The sequence below is a fragment of the Streptomyces sp. NBC_00461 genome, assembly GCF_036013935.1.
Lineage (GTDB): Bacteria > Actinomycetota > Actinomycetes > Streptomycetales > Streptomycetaceae > Streptomyces.
In genome coordinates, this window is record NZ_CP107902.1 from 7366425 (window position 1) to 7383051 (window position 16627).

Sequence of the window (16627 nt, forward strand, 5' to 3'; positions counted from 1 at the left end):
CGATCATGAGAGGCAGGGGGTGCCCGTGGCCGCGCCGGACTCGCGGAACGCCAGCACGATGAAGGCGACGAAGGTGCGGACGGTCTGCTCGTACTGCGGTGTGGGCTGCGGCATCGTGCTGGATGTCGGGCTCGGACCTGACGGACGCCGTACGGTCCTGAAGGCGTCCGGCGACAAGGACCACCCGGCCAACTTCGGCCGGCTGTGCACCAAGGGTTCGACCACCGCCGACATGCTCGCCGCTCCCGGACGGCTGACCACCGCCCTGGTACGGCACGAGCGGGGCGAGGAGCACGTACCGGACGCCGTCGGGGCGGCCGTCAGGGAGACGGCCCGGCGGCTGCGGGCCGTCGTCGACGAGCACGGGCCGGACGCCATCGCCTTCTACGTCTCCGGGCAGATGAGCCTGGAGGCCCAGTATCTGGCGAACAAACTGGCCAAGGGGTTCGTCAGGACGAACCAGATCGAGTCGAACTCGCGGCTGTGCATGGCCAGCGCGGGCACCGGATACAAGCTGTCGCTCGGCGCCGACGGGCCTCCGGGGTCGTATCAGGACCTCGACCGCGCCGATCTCTTCCTCGTCATCGGCTCCAACATGGCCGACTGCCACCCCATCCTCTTCCTGCGCATGATGGACCGGGTGAAGTCGGCCGGCGCCAAGCTGATCGTCGTCGACCCGCGCCGCACCGCCACCGCGGCCAAGGCCGACCTGTTCCTGCAGATCAAGCCGGGCACCGATCTGGCCCTGCTGAACGGGCTGTTGCACCTGCTGCACGAGAACGGGCACACGGACGCCGACTTCATCGCGCGCCACACCGACGGCTGGGAGGAGATGCCCGCCTTCCTCGCCGGCTACCCGCCCGCCGCCGTCGCCGAGATCACCGGCATCCCCGAGGACGACATCCGGGAGGCCGCCCGGCTGATCGGCGAGGCGGGGGAGTGGACCAGCTGCTGGACCATGGGCCTCAACCAGTCCACGCACGGCACGTGGAACACCAACGCCCTGGTCAATCTGCATCTGGCGACCGGCGCGATCTGCCGTCCGGGCAGCGGCCCTTTCTCCCTCACCGGGCAGCCGAACGCCATGGGGGGAAGGGAGATGGGCTACATGGGGCCCGGGCTGCCCGGGCAGCGGTCGGTGCTCGTCGCCGAAGAGCGCGCGTTCGTCGAGGAGTTGTGGCAGCTGGAGCCCGGCAGCATCCGTGCCGACGGCGTCGGCAAGGGCACCGTCGAGATGTTCCGGAGGATGGCCGACGGCGACATCAAGGCCTGCTGGATCATCTGCACCAACCCGGTCGCCTCCGTCGGCAACCGCAAGACGGTCATCGAGGGCCTGGAGGCCGCCGAGTTCGTCGTCACCCAGGACGTCTTCCACGACACCGAGACCAACGCGTACGCCGACATCGTCCTGCCCGCCGCCCTGTGGACCGAGACCGAGGGCGTGCTCATCAACAGCGAGCGCAACCTCACGCTCGCCCGCCCCGCCGTCGACCCGCCCGGCGAGGCCATGGCCGATTGGCGGATCATCGCCGCTGTCGCCCGGGAGATGGGGTACGAGCAGGGGTTCTCGTACGACAGCGCCGAGGACGTCTTCGAGGAGATCAAGCGGGCCTGGAACCCGAAGACGGGGTGGGACCTGCGCGGGGTGACGTACGAGCGGCTGCGTGAGACGCCCGTGCAGTGGCCCGCGGCGAGCGGGGACGGGCCCGACCGCAACCCCGTCCGGTACGTCGGCGAGGACGGCACCCTCACCTTCCCCACCGCGAGCGGCCGCGCCGCCTTCTTCGCGCGGCCGCACGTCCCGGCCGCCGAAATGCCCGACGACGACTACCCGTTCGTACTGAACACCGGGCGGTTGCAGCACCAGTGGCACACGCTGACCAAGACGGCGAAGGTGCCCAAGCTGAACAAGCTCAACCCCGGGCCGTTCGTGGAACTCCACCCGCAGGACGCCGACCGGCTGGACATCGCCGAAGGCGACTCGGTGGAGGTGGCCTCGCGGCGCGGGCGGGCCGTGCTGCCCGCGGTGGTCACCGACCGTGTCCGGCCCGGGAGTTGCTTCGCACCGTTCCACTGGAACGACCTGTTCGGGGAGTATCTGAGTGTCAACGCCGTGACCAGCGACGCCGTCGATCCGCTGTCGTTCCAGCCCGAGTTGAAGGTGTGCGCGGTGTCGCTGACCAAGGTGTCGACTCCGGTGACGGTGCGAACACCGGGCGCGGAAGCAGCAGTTGAAGTGCTGCCGACGCCGATGCCGCCTCCCATTCCCGTTCCCCTGCCCGCCGTCGATCCCTTCGGACTCGCCCCCGCCCCGCCGCCCGTGCTCACCGCGCAGGAACGGCAGTACCTCGTCGGGTTCCTCGCCGGCATTTCCTCCGGTGCCCCGGGCGTGCCCGTGCTGCCGCCTTCGGCACCCTTCAGCCCCGAGCACGCCCTGTGGGTGAACGGGGTCCTTGCGGGGATGTACTCCCGGAGCACCGAACCCGCCCCGGTGCTGTCGGCTCCCGGCCGTGAGGTGGTGATCCTCTGGGCCTCCCAGACCGGCAACGCCGAGGACTTCGCGGCCGCCACCGCCGAGCGGCTCAAGACGGACGGCCACGCCGCGTCCCTGCTCGGCATGGACGAGGCCGACCCGGCGGCACTGCCCGCCGGCGCCGACCTCCTCCTCATCACCAGCACCTTCGGCGACGGAGACGCCCCCGACAACGGCACCGGCTTCTGGGAGACGCTGGCCGCGACCGACACCCCGCGCATGGACGGCCGGCGCTTCGCCGTGCTCGCCCTCGGCGACTCCTCCTACGACGACTTCTGCGGCCATGGCAGGCGGCTCGACCACCGGCTGGACGAACTCGGCGGGCTGCGCCTCGCCCCGCGCACGGACTGCGAGCCCGACTACGAGGACGCGGCGCACGCCTGGCTCGCCCAGGTGCTCACCGCCCTGTCCGGGACACCCGCACCCGCACCGGCACTCGCGCCGGCGCCCTCGCCGGCCGCCCCACGCCCTACCCGCACGAGGAAACCCGCCCCCGTCACCGCCCGTCTCACCGGCAACCGTCTGCTGAGCCTCCAAGGCGCCGGAAAGGAGGTACGCCGCTTCACCTTCGACACCCGCGACAGCGAGACGCCGCTCCTCTACGAGGCGGGCGACGCGCTCGGCGTCCGGCCGCTCAACTCCCGCACACTGGTGGGGGAATGGCTGGACGTGACCGGCCTGGACGCGGACAGCGTCGTCGACCTGAACGGCGCAGGCGAAGTCCCCCTCGGTGAGGCCCTGTTGAGCAACCTCGACATCACCCGCATCACTCCCGACCTGCTTCGATTCATCGCCGAAAGGGCCCACGACCCACGGGAGTTGAAGAAGCTGCTGCGCCCTGACAACAAGGGGGAGCTGGCGAAGTGGTCCTGGGGCCGGCAGGCCGTCGACGTGGTCGCCGAGCACGGGGTCCGAGCCGACGCCCAGGACTGGGCCGACGTGCTCGGACGCCTGCAGCCCCGCCTGTACTCCATATCGTCCAGCCCGCTGACCGACCCCCACCTCGTCTCACTGACCGTCTCCGTGGTCCGGTACGAGAACCTGGCCGGCCGCCCCCGCCACGGCGTCTGCTCCCCCTTCCTGGCCGACGCCGAACCGGACACTCCCGTTCCGGTCCATGTGCAGCCCTCCACGCACTTCCGTCCGCCCGCCGACCCCGCCACCCCGATGATCATGATCGGACCGGGCACCGGCGTCGCCCCGTTCATCGGCTTCCTGGAACAGCGCCGCGCCCTCGGCCACCGCGGCCCCAACTGGCTGTTCTTCGGCGAACAGCACCGGGCCACCGACTTCTACTACGAGGACGAGCTGACCGGCTTCGTCGCCGACGGCACGCTCGACCGGCTGGACACCGCCTTCTCCCGTGACCAGCGCGCCAAGGTGTACGTCCAGGACCGTATGCGCGAGCACGGGCCGCTGCTGTGGTCCTGGCTGCAGGACGGTGCGCACTTCTATGTCTGCGGGGATGCGTCCCGCATGGCCAAGGACGTCGACCAGGCGCTCAGGGACATCGCCGTCGTGCACGGGGGGCTGGGCGAAGCGGGGGCGACGGCGTATGTGAAGCAGCTCGCAACGGACAAGCGGTACGTGCGGGACGTGTACTGAGCGGTAGGGGGTAGGGGGTAGGCGGTCGGCGGCCGGCCGCGGACGCATCGTGGCTGGTCGCTCCTACGCGGCGGAGCCGCGCATCCGCACTGTCCCGCGCCCCTTCGGGGCACTTAGGCTCGATGTATGAGAGAGCTCTCAAAGACGGCGCAGCGGTGGGCGGCCCAGCGACGTACGGCGGGGGCGGTTCTCGCGCGGCCCGTCACCGAGCGGGGCTTCGGGCCCCGGCACCCGGGCGACGCGATCCTGATCGACGCGGATGGGACCTGCCACGGCTCCCTCTACCTGGGCGCCTTCGACCGACAGCTGGCCGAGGAGGCCGTCTCGCTCGCCCCCGGGCACACCGCTCGCGTCTGCGCGGTGGCCGTACATGACGACGCGGTGAGGGAGGCGGGCCTGACCTGCGGCGGGCAGGCCGAGATCCTGCTGCAGCCCCTGCCCGCCGTCCCGCCCCGCTGGTGGGAGCTGCTCGCCGCGGGTGCCGACGCCGCGCTGATCACCTGGCTCGACGAACCACGTCTCCATGCCGTCAGCACCGTGGTCACCCCGGGCCCGGGACCGGACGAGGCGGATCTGCCGCCGCAGGCCACCGCACGCGCACGTGAGCTGCTCGCCCGCCACCGCGCCGGGCGTGAGGTGCAGGCCACCGACGCCGGACTCGTCCTCATCGAGACCTGCCCCGCCGTACCCCGTCTGGTGATCGTCGGCGGCGGTGAACTCGCCGAACTCCTCGTCGCCCAGGCCGGATTGCTCGGCTGGCAGGCCGAGGTCACCGCGACCGCACGGGACGCCGCCGAGCTGCTCGCCGAGCGCCCCGCGGCCGCCTGTCTGATCATGCTCAGCCATGAACCCGACGTGGACGTCCCCACCCTGCGCACCGCCCTGACCTCGGGCATCCCGTACGTGGGCGCACTGGGCTCACGGCATACGCAGGAGCGGCGTGCCGCCGGGCTGGTCGAGGCGGGCCTCGACGACGAGCACCTGGACCGCATCCACGGCCCGATCGGCCTGGACATCGGCGCCCGCACCCCGGCGGAGACCGCGATGGCCATCTGCGCGGAGGTCCTCACGGCGCTCGGACACTAGCCGTAGACGCGGATGCCAGTCAAAGATCCCCTGTTGCATCGCACAAGCCCGGCTGTGCACTTGCTTTGGTGCGCAGGTGCGTTTGCCCGAGGCTGCCGTCCGGGTACGGTCTTCCGGGAGGTGGTGGCCCGTGAGCCAGTCCCTGACCCTGTCGGTCGCCCGGACCGGTCCCGTCGCCGAGTTCGCCCGGACCGGTCCCGTCGCCGAGTTCGCCCTGACCGGTGACCTCGCCCGCCCGGCCCGGCTGACCGTGCCCGACCTGCTCGGCTGGCCGCAGCGCGAGGCGCGCGTCGCCTTCGAGTGCCGGACCAGCGGCGTGCAGCACCACCGGTTCACCGGACCCCTGCTGTACGACGTGCTGTCGGACGCGGGCCCCGGCTTCGATCCCGCCCGCCGCAAGGACCGGCTGCGCTTCCTGATCGCCGTCAGCGGCACGGACGGCCATCACGCGCTGCTGTCCTGGGCCGAGATCGACCCCGACTTCGCGCATGCGCCCGTGCTGCTCGCAGTCAGCATCGACGACACCCCGCTGGACCGCGCCGGATCCCAGCTGGTCCTGCCGCAGGACCGCTGCGGAGCCCGCTACATCAGCGGAATCAGGGCGATTCGGGTGGACGGGGGATACCCGCGCGCTGAAGCGTGAGCCATACACGGTCCCGGGTCAGCGGCAGGGCGCCTCCGTGAAGCGCACACCGGTCGGTTCGTGTGTCCGGGGGTGGTGGTGGGGAGGGGCCGGTGCGGGCAGCGGCCCCTCCCCGAAGGGCGTCAGCTCTTGCCGAGGAGCTTGTTCATCTCCGTGATCTCGGCGGTCTGCCCGGTGACGATGTCATCGGCCATCCCGATGGCAGGGCCGTACGCGCCCTTGTCCTTCTCGGTACCGGCCATCTCGACGGCACCCTCGTGGTGCTCGGTCATCATGGTCAGGAACATGGTGTCGAATGCCTTGCCGGACGCCTTCTCCAGCTTGTCCATGTCCTTGCCGTCCATCATGCCGCTCATGCCGCTCATGCCGGTCGTCCCACTCGTCCCGTTCTTGCCCGAGTGCGCCGAGTGGTCCATGCCGGGCATGGCCGAGGGCACCTTCTCGCCCCAGCCCTTCAGCCATCCGCTCATGGTCCGGATCTCCGGGTCCTGCGCCTTCTCGATGCGCGAGGCGAGGTCCTGGACCTTGGCGGACGAGGCCCGGCCGGCGGCGAGCCGCGCCATCTCCAGGGCCTGCTGGTGGTGCGGGATCATGCCCTGCGCGAAGGCCACGTCCTGCGCGTTGTGGGCGGTGCTCGACGAGGACGAGGACGAGGACGCGGACGAAGAGGCGGATGCGGACGGGGTGGTGTCCTGGCCGCCGTTGTCGCTGTCGCCGTCGTTGCCGCAGGCGGCGAGGACGAGCGCTGCGGTGACGGTCGCCGCGGCCAGGGTGGCGCGACGGGCCATGAACGTACGGGTGTTGCGCATGCTGGAACTCCTGCTGTTGTGCGTGCGGCACGGCGCGTTGTCGTAGCGTCGCGTCGCTGCGTGAAAGGGATCCGGACGTGCCGAGGCGCACCGCGCGCATGCCTGTGGGCGCGGTGCGGCGTGGTGTCTAGATCCGCAGGAGCTGGAGTTCCGCCAGGGAGGGCGGCGCGCGTGCACCGTCCGGGGCCGAACCCGCGTACGGGCACGGGGCGTCGGGGGGCACGGGCACGGTCACCGGGTCGGCGACCAGGGCGGGCAGAGTCGGCCCGCCGCTCAACGCCCCTGACGCACAGGTCTGGTCGGCGTGGCGGACATGGCCGCCGCCGCAGTCGTCGCCCGCGCAGTCGTCGTGCACGCCGACCGCCACCGTCATGTGCCGGGGAGCGGAATGCGCGTGGACGGCGCCGCCGGGAGCCAGGCCGTGCATGCCGAGCAGTCCGGCCAGCAGCGCGAGCACGAGCAGCGCCCGCCACCGCACGGAGGGCGGCGGCGCGGCGCGGAGCGGTGCACGGGCTGTCACGGCGCTCATGGTACGCAGACTGCTGAGCGGGCGCCGACGCTCACCCCTGGCCGGCCGGGCGGGCGGTCCAGGTGATAAGCGGCGGCACGATCCGCGCGCACAGGGGGTGACCGCGCCCGTCGGTCAGCCCGAGCCGTCCCACCAGCAGTCCCTCGCGTACGGCGGCGTCGAGCACGTCGGCGGGCACGGCGTCGAGCATCAGCTTGGCGCGCCGGAACATGCCGAAGGCGCCGGAGTCGTCGACCGACCCCCACGAGAGATAGACGAAGCGGTTTCCGGGAGGCCCTTGAACATAAGGGCCCTTCACGTCCGTACCGGTGACCGTGCACTCCAGTGTCCAGCTCGCGGACGCGGCGTCGCCGGGCTGCGGGTCGAGCAACTCGGCGGGCCGCTCCCTGCGCTGCACGGCCACATGGATGTTCGTGTACGACGGGATGCCGTCGTCGGGTCCGCACGCACGGCCGGGCAGGTCCACTCCGTCGATACGGATGCGCAGTCCGGCCGCCATCCCGTCACCGCCTCGTCTCGTCGCTGTGGTGGTCTCCAGTCTGCACCGGTGTGGTTGGGCATCCGCCGGGCGGGGCCGCAGCCGGGCGTGGCAGTATCGGGCGCCATGACGGCGTCGGCTTCGGTACGCGGGGTGCGCGCGGCGGTGTTCGCCGCGCTGTGCGTGCTGCTCGCCGCCGGAGGACACGCGCTGGCGACCGGGATGGCACCGCCCGTGTGGGTACAGGCCGTCGGGTTCCTGCCGGTGTTCGCGGCCGCGTGTCTGCTGGGCGGCCGGGAGCGATCGCTGCCCGCGATCGGCGCGGGAACGCTTGCCGCCCAGGGCGGACTGCATCTCGTCTTCGACGCCATGCGGCCGCACTCCATGACGCTCATGCAGGGAATGCACGGGATATATGGGATGCATGGGATGCACGCCATGCAGGGCATGCGCATGGCCCACTCCCAGGCCCTGACGCCGCACGCCACCGCCGCCCATGTCGGAGCGGCCGTGGTGCTGACCTGGTGGCTGCGGCGCGGCGAGGCCGCGGTGTGGTCGCTGCTCCGCCGGGCCGTCACGCTCGTACCGGGCCTCGCGGCCTGGTGGCAGGCGCGCGGCGGGGCGTGGCGGGTGCCGGGCGCGCGGGACGCCGTACGGCTGTGTGCCGACGGTGCGCGGCCGCTGCGGCGTCTGCTGCTGCGGCACGCGGTGCAGCGGCGCGGTCCGCCGCCGGGGATGTCGTACGCGCTCTGACCTCGACGTCCCTTCCCCAGTACGGAGATCCACCCACCCATGTCGACCGCACGTACCGCCCTGCGCCGCGCCGGTGTCGTCACCGCCCTGGCCGCCGCCGGCGTCCTGACCGCGGCCGGTGTCGCCTCAGCGCACGTCACCGTCCACCCCGACAGCTACGCGAAGGGCGCCACGGACGGCGTCCTGACCTTCCGTGTCCCCAACGAGGAGGACACGGCGAGCACCACCAAGGTGCAGGTCTTCCTGCCCACCGACCACCCCGTCCTCGGAGTGCTCGTCTCACCGCCGCAGAACGGCTGGACGGCGAAGGTCACGAACACGAAGCTGAAGACGCCGGTCAAGACCGATGACGGCACCATCACCGACGCCGTCTCCGAGATCACCTGGACCGGCGGGAAGATCGGCGCGGGCCAGTACCAGGACTTCAACGTAGCCTTCGGTCAACTGCCCGAGAACACCGACCAGTTGACCTTCAAGACCCTGCAGACCTACTCCGACGGCAAGACCGTCCGCTGGATCGAGGAGGCACAGTCGGGCGAGGACGAGCCGGAGAACCCCGCGCCGGTCCTCAAGCTCACCGCCAAGGGCGCCGAGGAGGGCAGCACCCCGGCTGCCTCGGCGAAGGCGTCGAACATCTCCGGCAGCTCAGGCGGTTCAGCCGGCTCCGCGTCGGCCTCCGCCGACAGCAGCGACTCGACCGCCCGCGGGCTCGGGGTCGCCGGGCTGGGCGTGGGTGTGCTCGGCCTCGCGGCGGCGGCATTCGCCCTGGTGCGCAACCGCGCCAACAGGGCCGAGTAGCACAGCGATACACCGCCTGCCCGGACCGCTGCGACCGGACCGGGCAGGCGGTGCACATACCCGGGCGGTGCGGGGACACCCGCCCTACGGAGCCTTCGACGGCCCGGACTCCTCGGCGAGGTCCGGCAGCAGCCCGCACATCGCCTCGTGCTGCTTCGGGCCCATGACGTGGGTCAGGGCCCGGGTCACGGTCGTCGCGAGGGTGCCGGAGGCCTCCTCCAGGAGGCGGCGGGCCTTGTCGGTGAGGGCGACCTCGATGCCCCGCTTGTCGCCGCAGACCGACTTGCGGGTGACGAGCCCGGCGTGCTGGAGGCACGCGATCTGATAGGTGAGCCGGGTCTTGGGGCGGCCGAGGAGCTCCGCGATCCGCGTCATGCGCAGGCCCTCCCTGGGTGACTCGGCGAGCAGGCACAGGATCAGGAACTCGTCGTGCGAGACGTCCAGCCGCTCCTTCACCACGGAGCGCAGCTCCTGCTCCACCGCCCCCATGGCCGCCAGCATCACCATCCAGGCCCGCAGTTCTCCGGGCAGCAGTCCGCCACCCTGCGCCGGCGGGCATTCGGGCAGGTCGGTGGGGTGCTCCTCGGGGTCGGCCATGCTGTCGAGTCTACCTGTTGTCCAATTTTGGATGAGGGGGTTGTCCAGATTTGGATGATGGGTTAGCGTGAGTCATCCAAATTTGAATCACCTGCTCGTGGCATCCCCCCGCTCACTGGAGAAGATCATGACCGCCGCCGTCGAAACCGGTGTCTGGCAGCTCGACGCCGCCGCCTCCACCGTCGCCCTGCGCCACAAGACGATGTGGGGCCTCGTCACCGTCAAGGGCGCCTTCGCCGCCGTCGGGGGACAGGGCGAGGTCCGGCCCGACGGCTCCGCCGCCGGCACCCTGACCCTGGACGCCGCCACCCTCGACACCAAGAACAAGAAGCGCGACGAGCACCTGCGCTCCGCCGACTTCTTCGACGTCGAGAACCACCCCGAGATCACCTTCGCCGTCCGCAGCGCGGAGGCCCGCGCCGGCGACACCGTGGAGGTGTCCGGTCAGCTGACCGTGCGCGGCATCAGCCGCCCGCAGTCCCTCACCGCGCGGCTGGCCGGCGCGGACGCCGACGCACTCACCCTGGACGCGGAGTTCACCCTGGACCGCGCCGAGTTCGGCCTGGGCTGGAACCAGATGGGCATGATCCGCGGCCTCACCACCGTCGCCGCCACGCTCCGCTTCGTGCGTACGGCGGCCTGACGCACCGTCAACCAGCCTGGTGGGCCCGGGAGTCACCGTGGTCCACCAGCTGGACGTCGGTGCTCGACAGGGTCTGCGGCGTCGCCGTGAAGGCGCGCAGGCGGATGCGGGTGCCCGGTTTGACGGGCAGCGGGTACTTCCCGTCGGCCGGCCTGATCTCCATCCGTACGGTGCTGTGCGCGGGCACCGTCGCCGGGCCCCGCACCAGCGACCAGTACTTGCCCGAGCCCTGGTTCGTGGTCAGCATGAAGTGGGGCGTCAGGGCGGTGTCGTCCACATTGGTGACCCGCAGCGTCAGCCGCGAGACGAAGTCGGCCGAGACCCGCCGCACCGCGGCGACCCGCATCTGCAGCGGCGGGGAACCGGTGACCGCCACGGCAGCGCTCACCAGCGCCGGGGAGACCAGGAGCGCGGACGTCGCGACCAGTGCCGTACGGCGGTGCGGGCCGCTCAGTGGACGCGGCCGCGGCTGCCAGGCGCGGACGAACTCCGACGGGGGAGCGGTGACCGCCGCCGCCAGCCACAGCGGCGTCATCATCAGGTAGTAGCCGTCCTGGGACCGGGTCGCCAGGTAGAAGGCGCACCAGGGCAGCACGGTCGCCGCGGGGCCAAGACGGCGCATGAACAGCACCAGCAGCGCGAGCAGGGCAGCGGCCAGCAGCAGACTCGCGTGCCCGTACCAGTCGAGCCGGTCGCTGCCGTCGGTGAAGTACAGGGAGACATCCCCGAGGCCCTGCCCGTGCAGCGTCGCCCCCTGCGTCAGCGGCAGCGCGATGCCCGTGATCCAGGTGCCCGGTTCACTCACGACGAAGTACGTGTTGATCAGCAGCCACACGGTGGCGGCGATACCGACGAACCGCAGCACCACCGGCGTCGCCGCCCGCCCGCCCAGCTCGCCCCGGCGCATCGCGTAGATCCCGGCCAGCAGGAACGGCGCCAGGAACCACGGCAGTTGCTGCGCCGCACACGCGGCGCCCAGACAGGCGGCCCGCGCCACACCGGCCGGCCCCAGACGCCCGCCCCGCCCGATCCGCGGCCAGCGCACCACCACCGGGATCAGCAGGGCCAGCGCCGTGATCGCGGGATAGCCGAGCCGGGCGTACGTCGGCAGGAGACCGAAGCCGAGACAGGCCATGGTCGCCGCCGACCGCCACGGCGCGGGGAGCATCCGCCACAGCACGACCGTGCCGACGACGAGCGCGCCGGTGCTCACCGCCGTCGCCGGGGCGCCGCCGTGGTGCAGCCAGAGCAGGGGCGCGGTGAGGAGGGGGGTCAGCGGCGGATAGCCGTACGTGAAGTCGTAGCCGCCGGTGATCGTCGGGGTGAGGGCGATGCCGTGGCCGAACAGCCAGGGCCACGGCTGCCCGTAGACGGCATGACCCTTGACGAGTTCGTGGGCGGCCTGGGTGGTCAGGAGCGCTTCGTCGGAGCCGGCGTGGTCCATGGCCCAGGCGCACAGGGCGAGGGCCACGGCGGTCACCAGGACGCACAGGTCCAGGCGCGCCAGCGAGCGGGCCCGGCGCACGACCAGCGTCAGCACGCCGCACACCAGGATCGAGGCATAGCAGAGCGAGATCACCGCGGCCACGGGCAGGCGGTGACTGGCCGCCTGCGTCCACACCGTGCGAGTGCCGATGAAGAGACTGACGTCTGCGAGCAGCGTCAGGACGCGATGCCACTGCGCCGGAGGTTCCGGGGCGGCGGACACCGCCGACTGCGTCCGCCGACCGGGTGCCGCCAGCTGTGTTTCTGCCAAGTGCACGTCACGGGACGCTAGTCGCGCCCGGTGAGCGAGGCGCCGCCGGAGGTGAAGAGTCCGGTGTGAGCCCGGTAAGAAGCCTCGATCGGGCAGGAAACCGGTCATATCTGGCGCTGGTCCGGTGCTGTTCCGTCGCGGTCCGACGTCATCTTTCGCAGCTGGAGCGGTTGTGGCGGTCGCGGACCGTGTCGCTGTTGGGCCGAACGGGTGACTTGGCGTAAGAATTGGCCGGTGCAGGCAATGAGTGCGAGTCAGTTCGGGGGGAGCCGGTGAACGGCCACGACATCACCGATGAACAGTGGGAGGGGCTCGCCCAGGTGGTGCCGCTGCGGGGGCGCGACGCCTGGCCGTCATCGGTGGACCACCGCTCGATGCCGGACGCGGAGACGGAGCTGCGGCGCCGTTTCGTGGTCCTCAGGGTCAATGTCTTCGCCGACGCACGCGAGGTGGCCGAGACCCTGATGGCCGGCATCCCCGTCCTGCTCGACCTCAGCAGCGCCGAGACCGAAGTCGCCAAGCGCGTCCTGGACTTCAGCACCGGAGTCGTCTTCGGCCTGGCCAGCGGCATGCACCGCGTCGACCGCAACGTCTTCCTGCTGACCCCGGCGGACACCGAGGTCACCGACCTCATGGAGAGCGCGGGAGCGTCGGGCACCTGAAGTCTCGTCCCCCGATCGTAGGAAGCTCCCTACGCCGTAACGGTTCACCGCACGAACGGAGCCCTACGGTCCGGACATGACCATGCCCTCCGCGCCCTCTCTGTCCTCTGCGCCCCCTCCGCCCGTCTTGGACCGCATGCGGCCGAGTCGGCCCTGTGCCACCGAGTTGCGGTTGTCGGCGTTTGCCGGGCATCGGCGGGCCGGGTTCGCGCTCGGGCCCGTCACCCTCTTCGCCGGGGGCAGTGGGTGCGGGAAGACGAGTGCCCTGCGGGCGTACGAGGCGCTGGCCCGGCTCGGCGGCGGCGCCGAGGTCGGGGAGGTGTTTCCCGACGCGAGCGCGTGCGTGCCCGATCGGTCCCGGCCCGACGCCCAGCGGCGGCGTGGATTCCGTATCGGCTGCACGGTCGACGGGCCCGAGGGCGCGGTCCGGCTCGACGTCGCCGTGCAGGCCGAGCCCGAACTGCGCATCGTGGGCGAGAGGTTGACCGCCGGTGGGCTGGTACTGCTGGAGACCGCCCTGCGCGATCCCTCCCGCCGTACCGTCCAGGCCGCCTGGCACACCGCCGGTTCGGCACCCGTGACCCGGGCCCCGCTGCCCGACGACCGGCTCGGCACCGCGCTGCTGCCGCTGCGCGTGGCCGGCAAGACCGACGGACAGCGCCGGGTGCTCGCCGCCGCCGAACAGATGGTCGTCGCCCTGCGGTCCGCCTTCGCCTGCGATCCCCGCCCCGGCCGGATGCGGGCGCCCGTACCCATGGGCTCCGGCCGGCTCCTCGGTGGCTGCGACAACCTCGCCGACGTCCTTTGGCGTACCCGCGCCGAGTGCGGACGACGGCACGCCCAGCTCGTCGACGCGGTGCGCGCCGGATGCGCGGGACCGGTCGCCGACATGCTCGCCGAGCCGCTCGGCGACGGAACCGTCCGGGCTCTGCTCGACCGCGGCGACGGCTTCATGACTGCTCTGCGGCGGCTGGGCGACGGCGAGTTGAGATACGCGGCCCTCGCCCTGGTCCTGCTGACCGGGCCGGGCGTGCTGGACGTGGACGCCGCGGCCGAGGTGCCCGCCGCGATGCAGACCCTCACCGTCCTCGCCGACGGCTTCGACCGCTCGCTGGACCCACGGCAGCGGCTGGAACTGCTGCGGCTGGCCGTGCGGATGGGCGCGCGCGGCCACATCCGTGTCGTGGCCGCGGTCAGCGACGCGTCCTGGGCCGCCGGGACGGACGGAGTCACGGTGGTACACCTGGAACCGTGACCGATCACCAGGGCGGACCTCCGCACGAATCCCCGCACGAATCCGCGCACGAGCCCCTCGACGTGGCGAAACTCCAACGAAGGCTGGCCGACTTCGCGGCCGCCCGCAACTGGCAGCCGTACCACACCCCCAAGAACCTCGTCGCCGCGCTCAGCGTGGAGGCCTCCGAACTGGTCGAGATCTTCCAGTGGTTGACGCCGGAGCAGTCGGCCGGCGTCATGGACGACCCGGACACGGCGCACCGGGTGAGGGACGAAGTCGCGGACGTACTCGCCTACTTGCTGCAGCTGTGCGAGGTGCTGGGTATCGACCCGCTGGTGGCGCTGAACGCGAAGATCGACCGCAACGAGCGTAGGTTCCCTGCGCCTTAGGCGCTTGTCGCGTGCGGGAGTTGTCCACTCCACTTTCACTCTCCGGAGTCAAAATCCCGCCCGAAACCGATTTGTTGTCCGAAGATTTCCGTCTTCCTCTGGCTTTTCGACCCGCACGCACTCACTCTGGGTAGTGGACAGCGGAGTTCGGGCGGACGCGCGGGCAGCGCGTCGTGACAGACGGGGGCAGCGGCCATGGACGCTGTGTGGCTCATCGTGACGAGCAGACGTGCCCTGGCGGGGAGCGGCGGTGCGCCGGAGACCATGACGGAGGTGTGGCAGGCGCAGGCACTGGCACAGGCGATAGGCAGCCGCCTCGCGGTCTCCGGCCCGCCCGAACTGCGGGGCGAGGCGCTGGGGTTGACGGAGCTGGCGGGCCGTGGCTGCGGCGTCCTCGACACGCCGCACCTCGCCACCGAGGACCTGCGCGCGGCCCAGCTCACCGACCTGGGCGACGCCCGGCAGGCCCTTCTCTGCCTCGGCGGCCTCCTCGGCGAGGTGGGCATCGCCCTGGTGGGCCTCGCCTGCTCCGCGGACGACGAGGGCACCTACTGGCAGTGCATGGAGGCCATCGACGCGGCGGACGAGTCCAGGGACCGGGTGCAGCAGATGCTGCGCAGACTCGCCGACCGGGACGAGGCATTACCCGAGACGGGCCGGAAGCGGGTACTTCCGGAGCGGGAGGCGGGCTAGCGCCCACCCGATCCAGGACCTGCAACCCACCCGGTCCGAACGACACGCCCCGTTGGGTCGGGTCTCAGCCGGCTTCGGTCTCCTGCGTGCCCCGTCCCGCCGACTGCAGGTCTGCGTCCAGGGCCGACAGGTCCGCGTTCAGTGCCGCCATCAGCTCCTCCATCTGCTGCAGCAACCCCTTCGGCTGGCCGCCTCCGCCCTGCTGTGGCACGGACTCTTCGGACATTGACGGCCTCCTCGGTCCCAGGCCCCCTCGGGGAGGCCGATCGGGATCGGGTGACACCCCGGCGACGACCGCCGACGCGGGCGCCGGGCGGTCCGGCTCCGCACGAGCCAACGATCACCGTCAGAGCGGGTCACTGGCGTGGGCGTGCCCCGGGCGCGGTGTTGACGGATTTTCACCCGACCGTGGAGGGGAGTGCACGGAGGGACCGGTGGGATCTACCGGCACCCGTGCGTGCAGGATGGACGCATGGATCTTCGCATCTTCACCGAGCCCCAGCAGGGCGCCTCCTACGACACGTTGCTCGCCGTGGCGAAAGCCACCGAGGACCTCGGTTTCGACGCATTCTTCCGTTCCGACCACTATGTCCGCATGGGCTCGGGGGACGGTCTGCCCGGCCCCACCGACGCCTGGATCACGCTCGCCGGTCTGGCCAGGGAGACCAAGCGCATCCGCCTCGGCACACTGATGACCGCCGGCACCTTCCGGCTGCCCGGCGTGCTCGCCATCCAGGTCGCGCAGGTCGACCAGATGTCGGGCGGCCGGATCGAACTGGGCCTGGGCGCCGGCTGGTTCGAGGAGGAGCACAAGGCGTACGGCATCCCGTTCCCGAAGGAGAAGGTCGGCCGTCTCGAGGAGCAGCTGGAGATCGTCACGGGCCTGTGGCGCACGAAGGTCGGCGACACCTTCGACTTCCACGGCAAGTACTACGACCTCACCGACTCGCCCGCGCTGCCCAAGCCCGCCCAGGACCGGATCCCGGTTCTGATCGGTGGCCACGGCGCGACCCGCACCCCGCGCCTCGCGGCCCGCCACGCCGACGAGTTCAACATGCCGTTCGCCTCGATCGAGGACAGCGAGCGCCAGTTCGCCCGGGTCCGCGCCGCCGCCGAGGAGACCGGCCGGCGGCCCGACGCCCTCACCTACTCCAACGCCCTCGTCGTCTGCGTCGGCAAGGACGACCAGGAGGTGGCCCGCCGCGCAGCGGCGATCGGCCGTGAGGTCGACGAGCTGAAGGCCAACGGCCTCGCGGGTACCCCCTCCGAGGTCGTCGACAAGATCGGCCGCTACGCGGAGATCGGCTCCCGCCGCCTCTACCTCCAGGTCCTCGACCTCGCCGACCTGGACCACCTGGAGCTGATCTCGTCCCAGGTCCAGTCGCAGCTGTCGTAGCGGCAGCAGCAGTAGTGGCA

The 16627-nt window shown here is 71.6% G+C and carries 17 protein-coding genes; 11 read left to right on the forward strand and 6 right to left on the reverse strand.

What is annotated here, in order from left to right; genetic code table 11:
* Positions 1 to 58 precede the first annotated feature (58 nt).
* From OG870_RS34370 to OG870_RS34380, 3 genes are all read left to right on the forward strand, one after another.
* Positions 59 to 4138, forward strand: coding sequence for a bifunctional nitrate reductase/sulfite reductase flavoprotein subunit alpha (locus OG870_RS34370; protein ID WP_327692346.1), 4080 nt, complete (start codon positions 59 to 61; stop codon positions 4136 to 4138).
* A 126-nt stretch (positions 4139 to 4264) separates the two neighbouring features.
* Complete coding sequence (locus OG870_RS34375; RefSeq protein WP_266590546.1) at positions 4265 to 5224, forward strand: XdhC family protein; 960 nt, start codon at positions 4265 to 4267, stop codon at positions 5222 to 5224.
* Between the two features lie 148 nt (positions 5225 to 5372).
* Positions 5373 to 5867: a molybdopterin-dependent oxidoreductase gene (locus tag OG870_RS34380; RefSeq protein ID WP_327692347.1), complete on the forward strand. Its 495-nt coding sequence runs from the start codon at positions 5373 to 5375 to the stop codon at positions 5865 to 5867.
* Positions 5868 to 5989: 122 nt separating this feature from the next.
* Here OG870_RS34380 and OG870_RS34385 read toward each other — a convergent pair whose 3' ends face one another.
* The 3 genes from OG870_RS34385 to OG870_RS34395 all read right to left on the reverse strand — a co-directional run bounded on the left by OG870_RS34385 (position 5990) and on the right by OG870_RS34395 (position 7704).
* On the reverse strand, positions 5990 to 6676 hold the full coding sequence (locus tag OG870_RS34385) for a DUF305 domain-containing protein (protein WP_266590550.1): 687 nt from the start codon (positions 6674 to 6676) through the stop codon (positions 5990 to 5992).
* A gap of 127 nt (positions 6677 to 6803) precedes the next feature.
* The gene (locus OG870_RS34390) at positions 6804 to 7196 is read right to left on the reverse strand and encodes a DUF6153 family protein (protein ID WP_266590552.1); all 393 of its coding nucleotides are present in this window, start codon (positions 7194 to 7196) and stop codon (positions 6804 to 6806) included.
* 40 nt (positions 7197 to 7236) lie between these two features.
* Positions 7237 to 7704 (reverse strand): DUF5990 family protein, encoded by a 468-nt coding sequence (locus OG870_RS34395; RefSeq protein ID WP_266522752.1) that lies wholly within the window; start codon positions 7702 to 7704, stop codon positions 7237 to 7239.
* 105 nt (positions 7705 to 7809) lie between these two features.
* Here OG870_RS34395 and OG870_RS34400 point away from each other — a divergent pair, with 105 nt between their 5' ends.
* Together OG870_RS34400 and OG870_RS34405 are read left to right on the forward strand one after the other, a co-directional pair.
* A complete protein-coding gene (locus OG870_RS34400) occupies positions 7810 to 8436 on the forward strand; it encodes a hypothetical protein (protein WP_266590554.1) in 627 nt (208 codons plus the stop codon).
* Between the two features lie 39 nt (positions 8437 to 8475).
* Positions 8476 to 9234: a YcnI family copper-binding membrane protein gene (locus tag OG870_RS34405; RefSeq protein ID WP_327691807.1), complete on the forward strand. Its 759-nt coding sequence runs from the start codon at positions 8476 to 8478 to the stop codon at positions 9232 to 9234.
* Between the two features lie 84 nt (positions 9235 to 9318).
* Here the strand turns inward: OG870_RS34405 and OG870_RS34410 are convergent, their stop codons facing one another.
* On the reverse strand, positions 9319 to 9831 hold the full coding sequence (locus OG870_RS34410; RefSeq protein WP_266522761.1) for a MarR family winged helix-turn-helix transcriptional regulator: 513 nt from the start codon (positions 9829 to 9831) through the stop codon (positions 9319 to 9321).
* A 127-nt stretch (positions 9832 to 9958) separates the two neighbouring features.
* Between OG870_RS34410 and OG870_RS34415 the strand changes: the two genes are divergently transcribed.
* Positions 9959 to 10474 carry a YceI family protein gene (locus tag OG870_RS34415; protein ID WP_266844827.1) on the forward strand — a complete coding sequence of 172 codons (516 nt, stop codon included), beginning with the start codon at positions 9959 to 9961 and terminating at the stop codon, positions 10472 to 10474.
* A 7-nt stretch (positions 10475 to 10481) separates the two neighbouring features.
* Here OG870_RS34415 and OG870_RS34420 read toward each other — a convergent pair whose 3' ends face one another.
* Positions 10482 to 12236 (reverse strand): hypothetical protein, encoded by a 1755-nt coding sequence (locus OG870_RS34420; RefSeq protein ID WP_266843652.1) that lies wholly within the window; start codon positions 12234 to 12236, stop codon positions 10482 to 10484.
* 266 nt (positions 12237 to 12502) lie between these two features.
* Here OG870_RS34420 and OG870_RS34425 point away from each other — a divergent pair, with 266 nt between their 5' ends.
* The 4 genes from OG870_RS34425 (at position 12503) to OG870_RS34440 (ending at position 15211) form a co-directional block, all read left to right on the forward strand.
* On the forward strand, positions 12503 to 12892 hold the full coding sequence (locus OG870_RS34425; protein ID WP_266522765.1) for a cell division protein SepF: 390 nt from the start codon (positions 12503 to 12505) through the stop codon (positions 12890 to 12892).
* A gap of 136 nt (positions 12893 to 13028) precedes the next feature.
* Positions 13029 to 14147: an ATP-binding protein gene (locus OG870_RS34430; protein ID WP_406350063.1), complete on the forward strand. Its 1119-nt coding sequence runs from the start codon at positions 13029 to 13031 to the stop codon at positions 14145 to 14147.
* Positions 14144 to 14518, forward strand: coding sequence for a nucleotide pyrophosphohydrolase (locus OG870_RS34435; RefSeq protein ID WP_266522767.1), 375 nt, complete (start codon positions 14144 to 14146; stop codon positions 14516 to 14518). The genes OG870_RS34430 and OG870_RS34435 overlap by 4 nt, the downstream gene beginning before the upstream one ends.
* A gap of 195 nt (positions 14519 to 14713) precedes the next feature.
* Entirely contained in the window at positions 14714 to 15211 is a 498-nt protein-coding gene (locus tag OG870_RS34440) for a DUF6099 family protein (protein WP_266522769.1), read from the forward strand.
* A 64-nt stretch (positions 15212 to 15275) separates the two neighbouring features.
* Here OG870_RS34440 and OG870_RS34445 read toward each other — a convergent pair whose 3' ends face one another.
* A complete protein-coding gene (locus OG870_RS34445) occupies positions 15276 to 15437 on the reverse strand; it encodes a hypothetical protein (RefSeq protein WP_266522771.1) in 162 nt (53 codons plus the stop codon).
* A gap of 246 nt (positions 15438 to 15683) precedes the next feature.
* Between OG870_RS34445 and OG870_RS34450 the strand changes: the two genes are divergently transcribed.
* Positions 15684 to 16607 carry an LLM class F420-dependent oxidoreductase gene (locus OG870_RS34450; RefSeq protein ID WP_266590564.1) on the forward strand — a complete coding sequence of 308 codons (924 nt, stop codon included), beginning with the start codon at positions 15684 to 15686 and terminating at the stop codon, positions 16605 to 16607.
* The last annotated feature ends 20 nt before the right edge of the window (positions 16608 to 16627 follow it).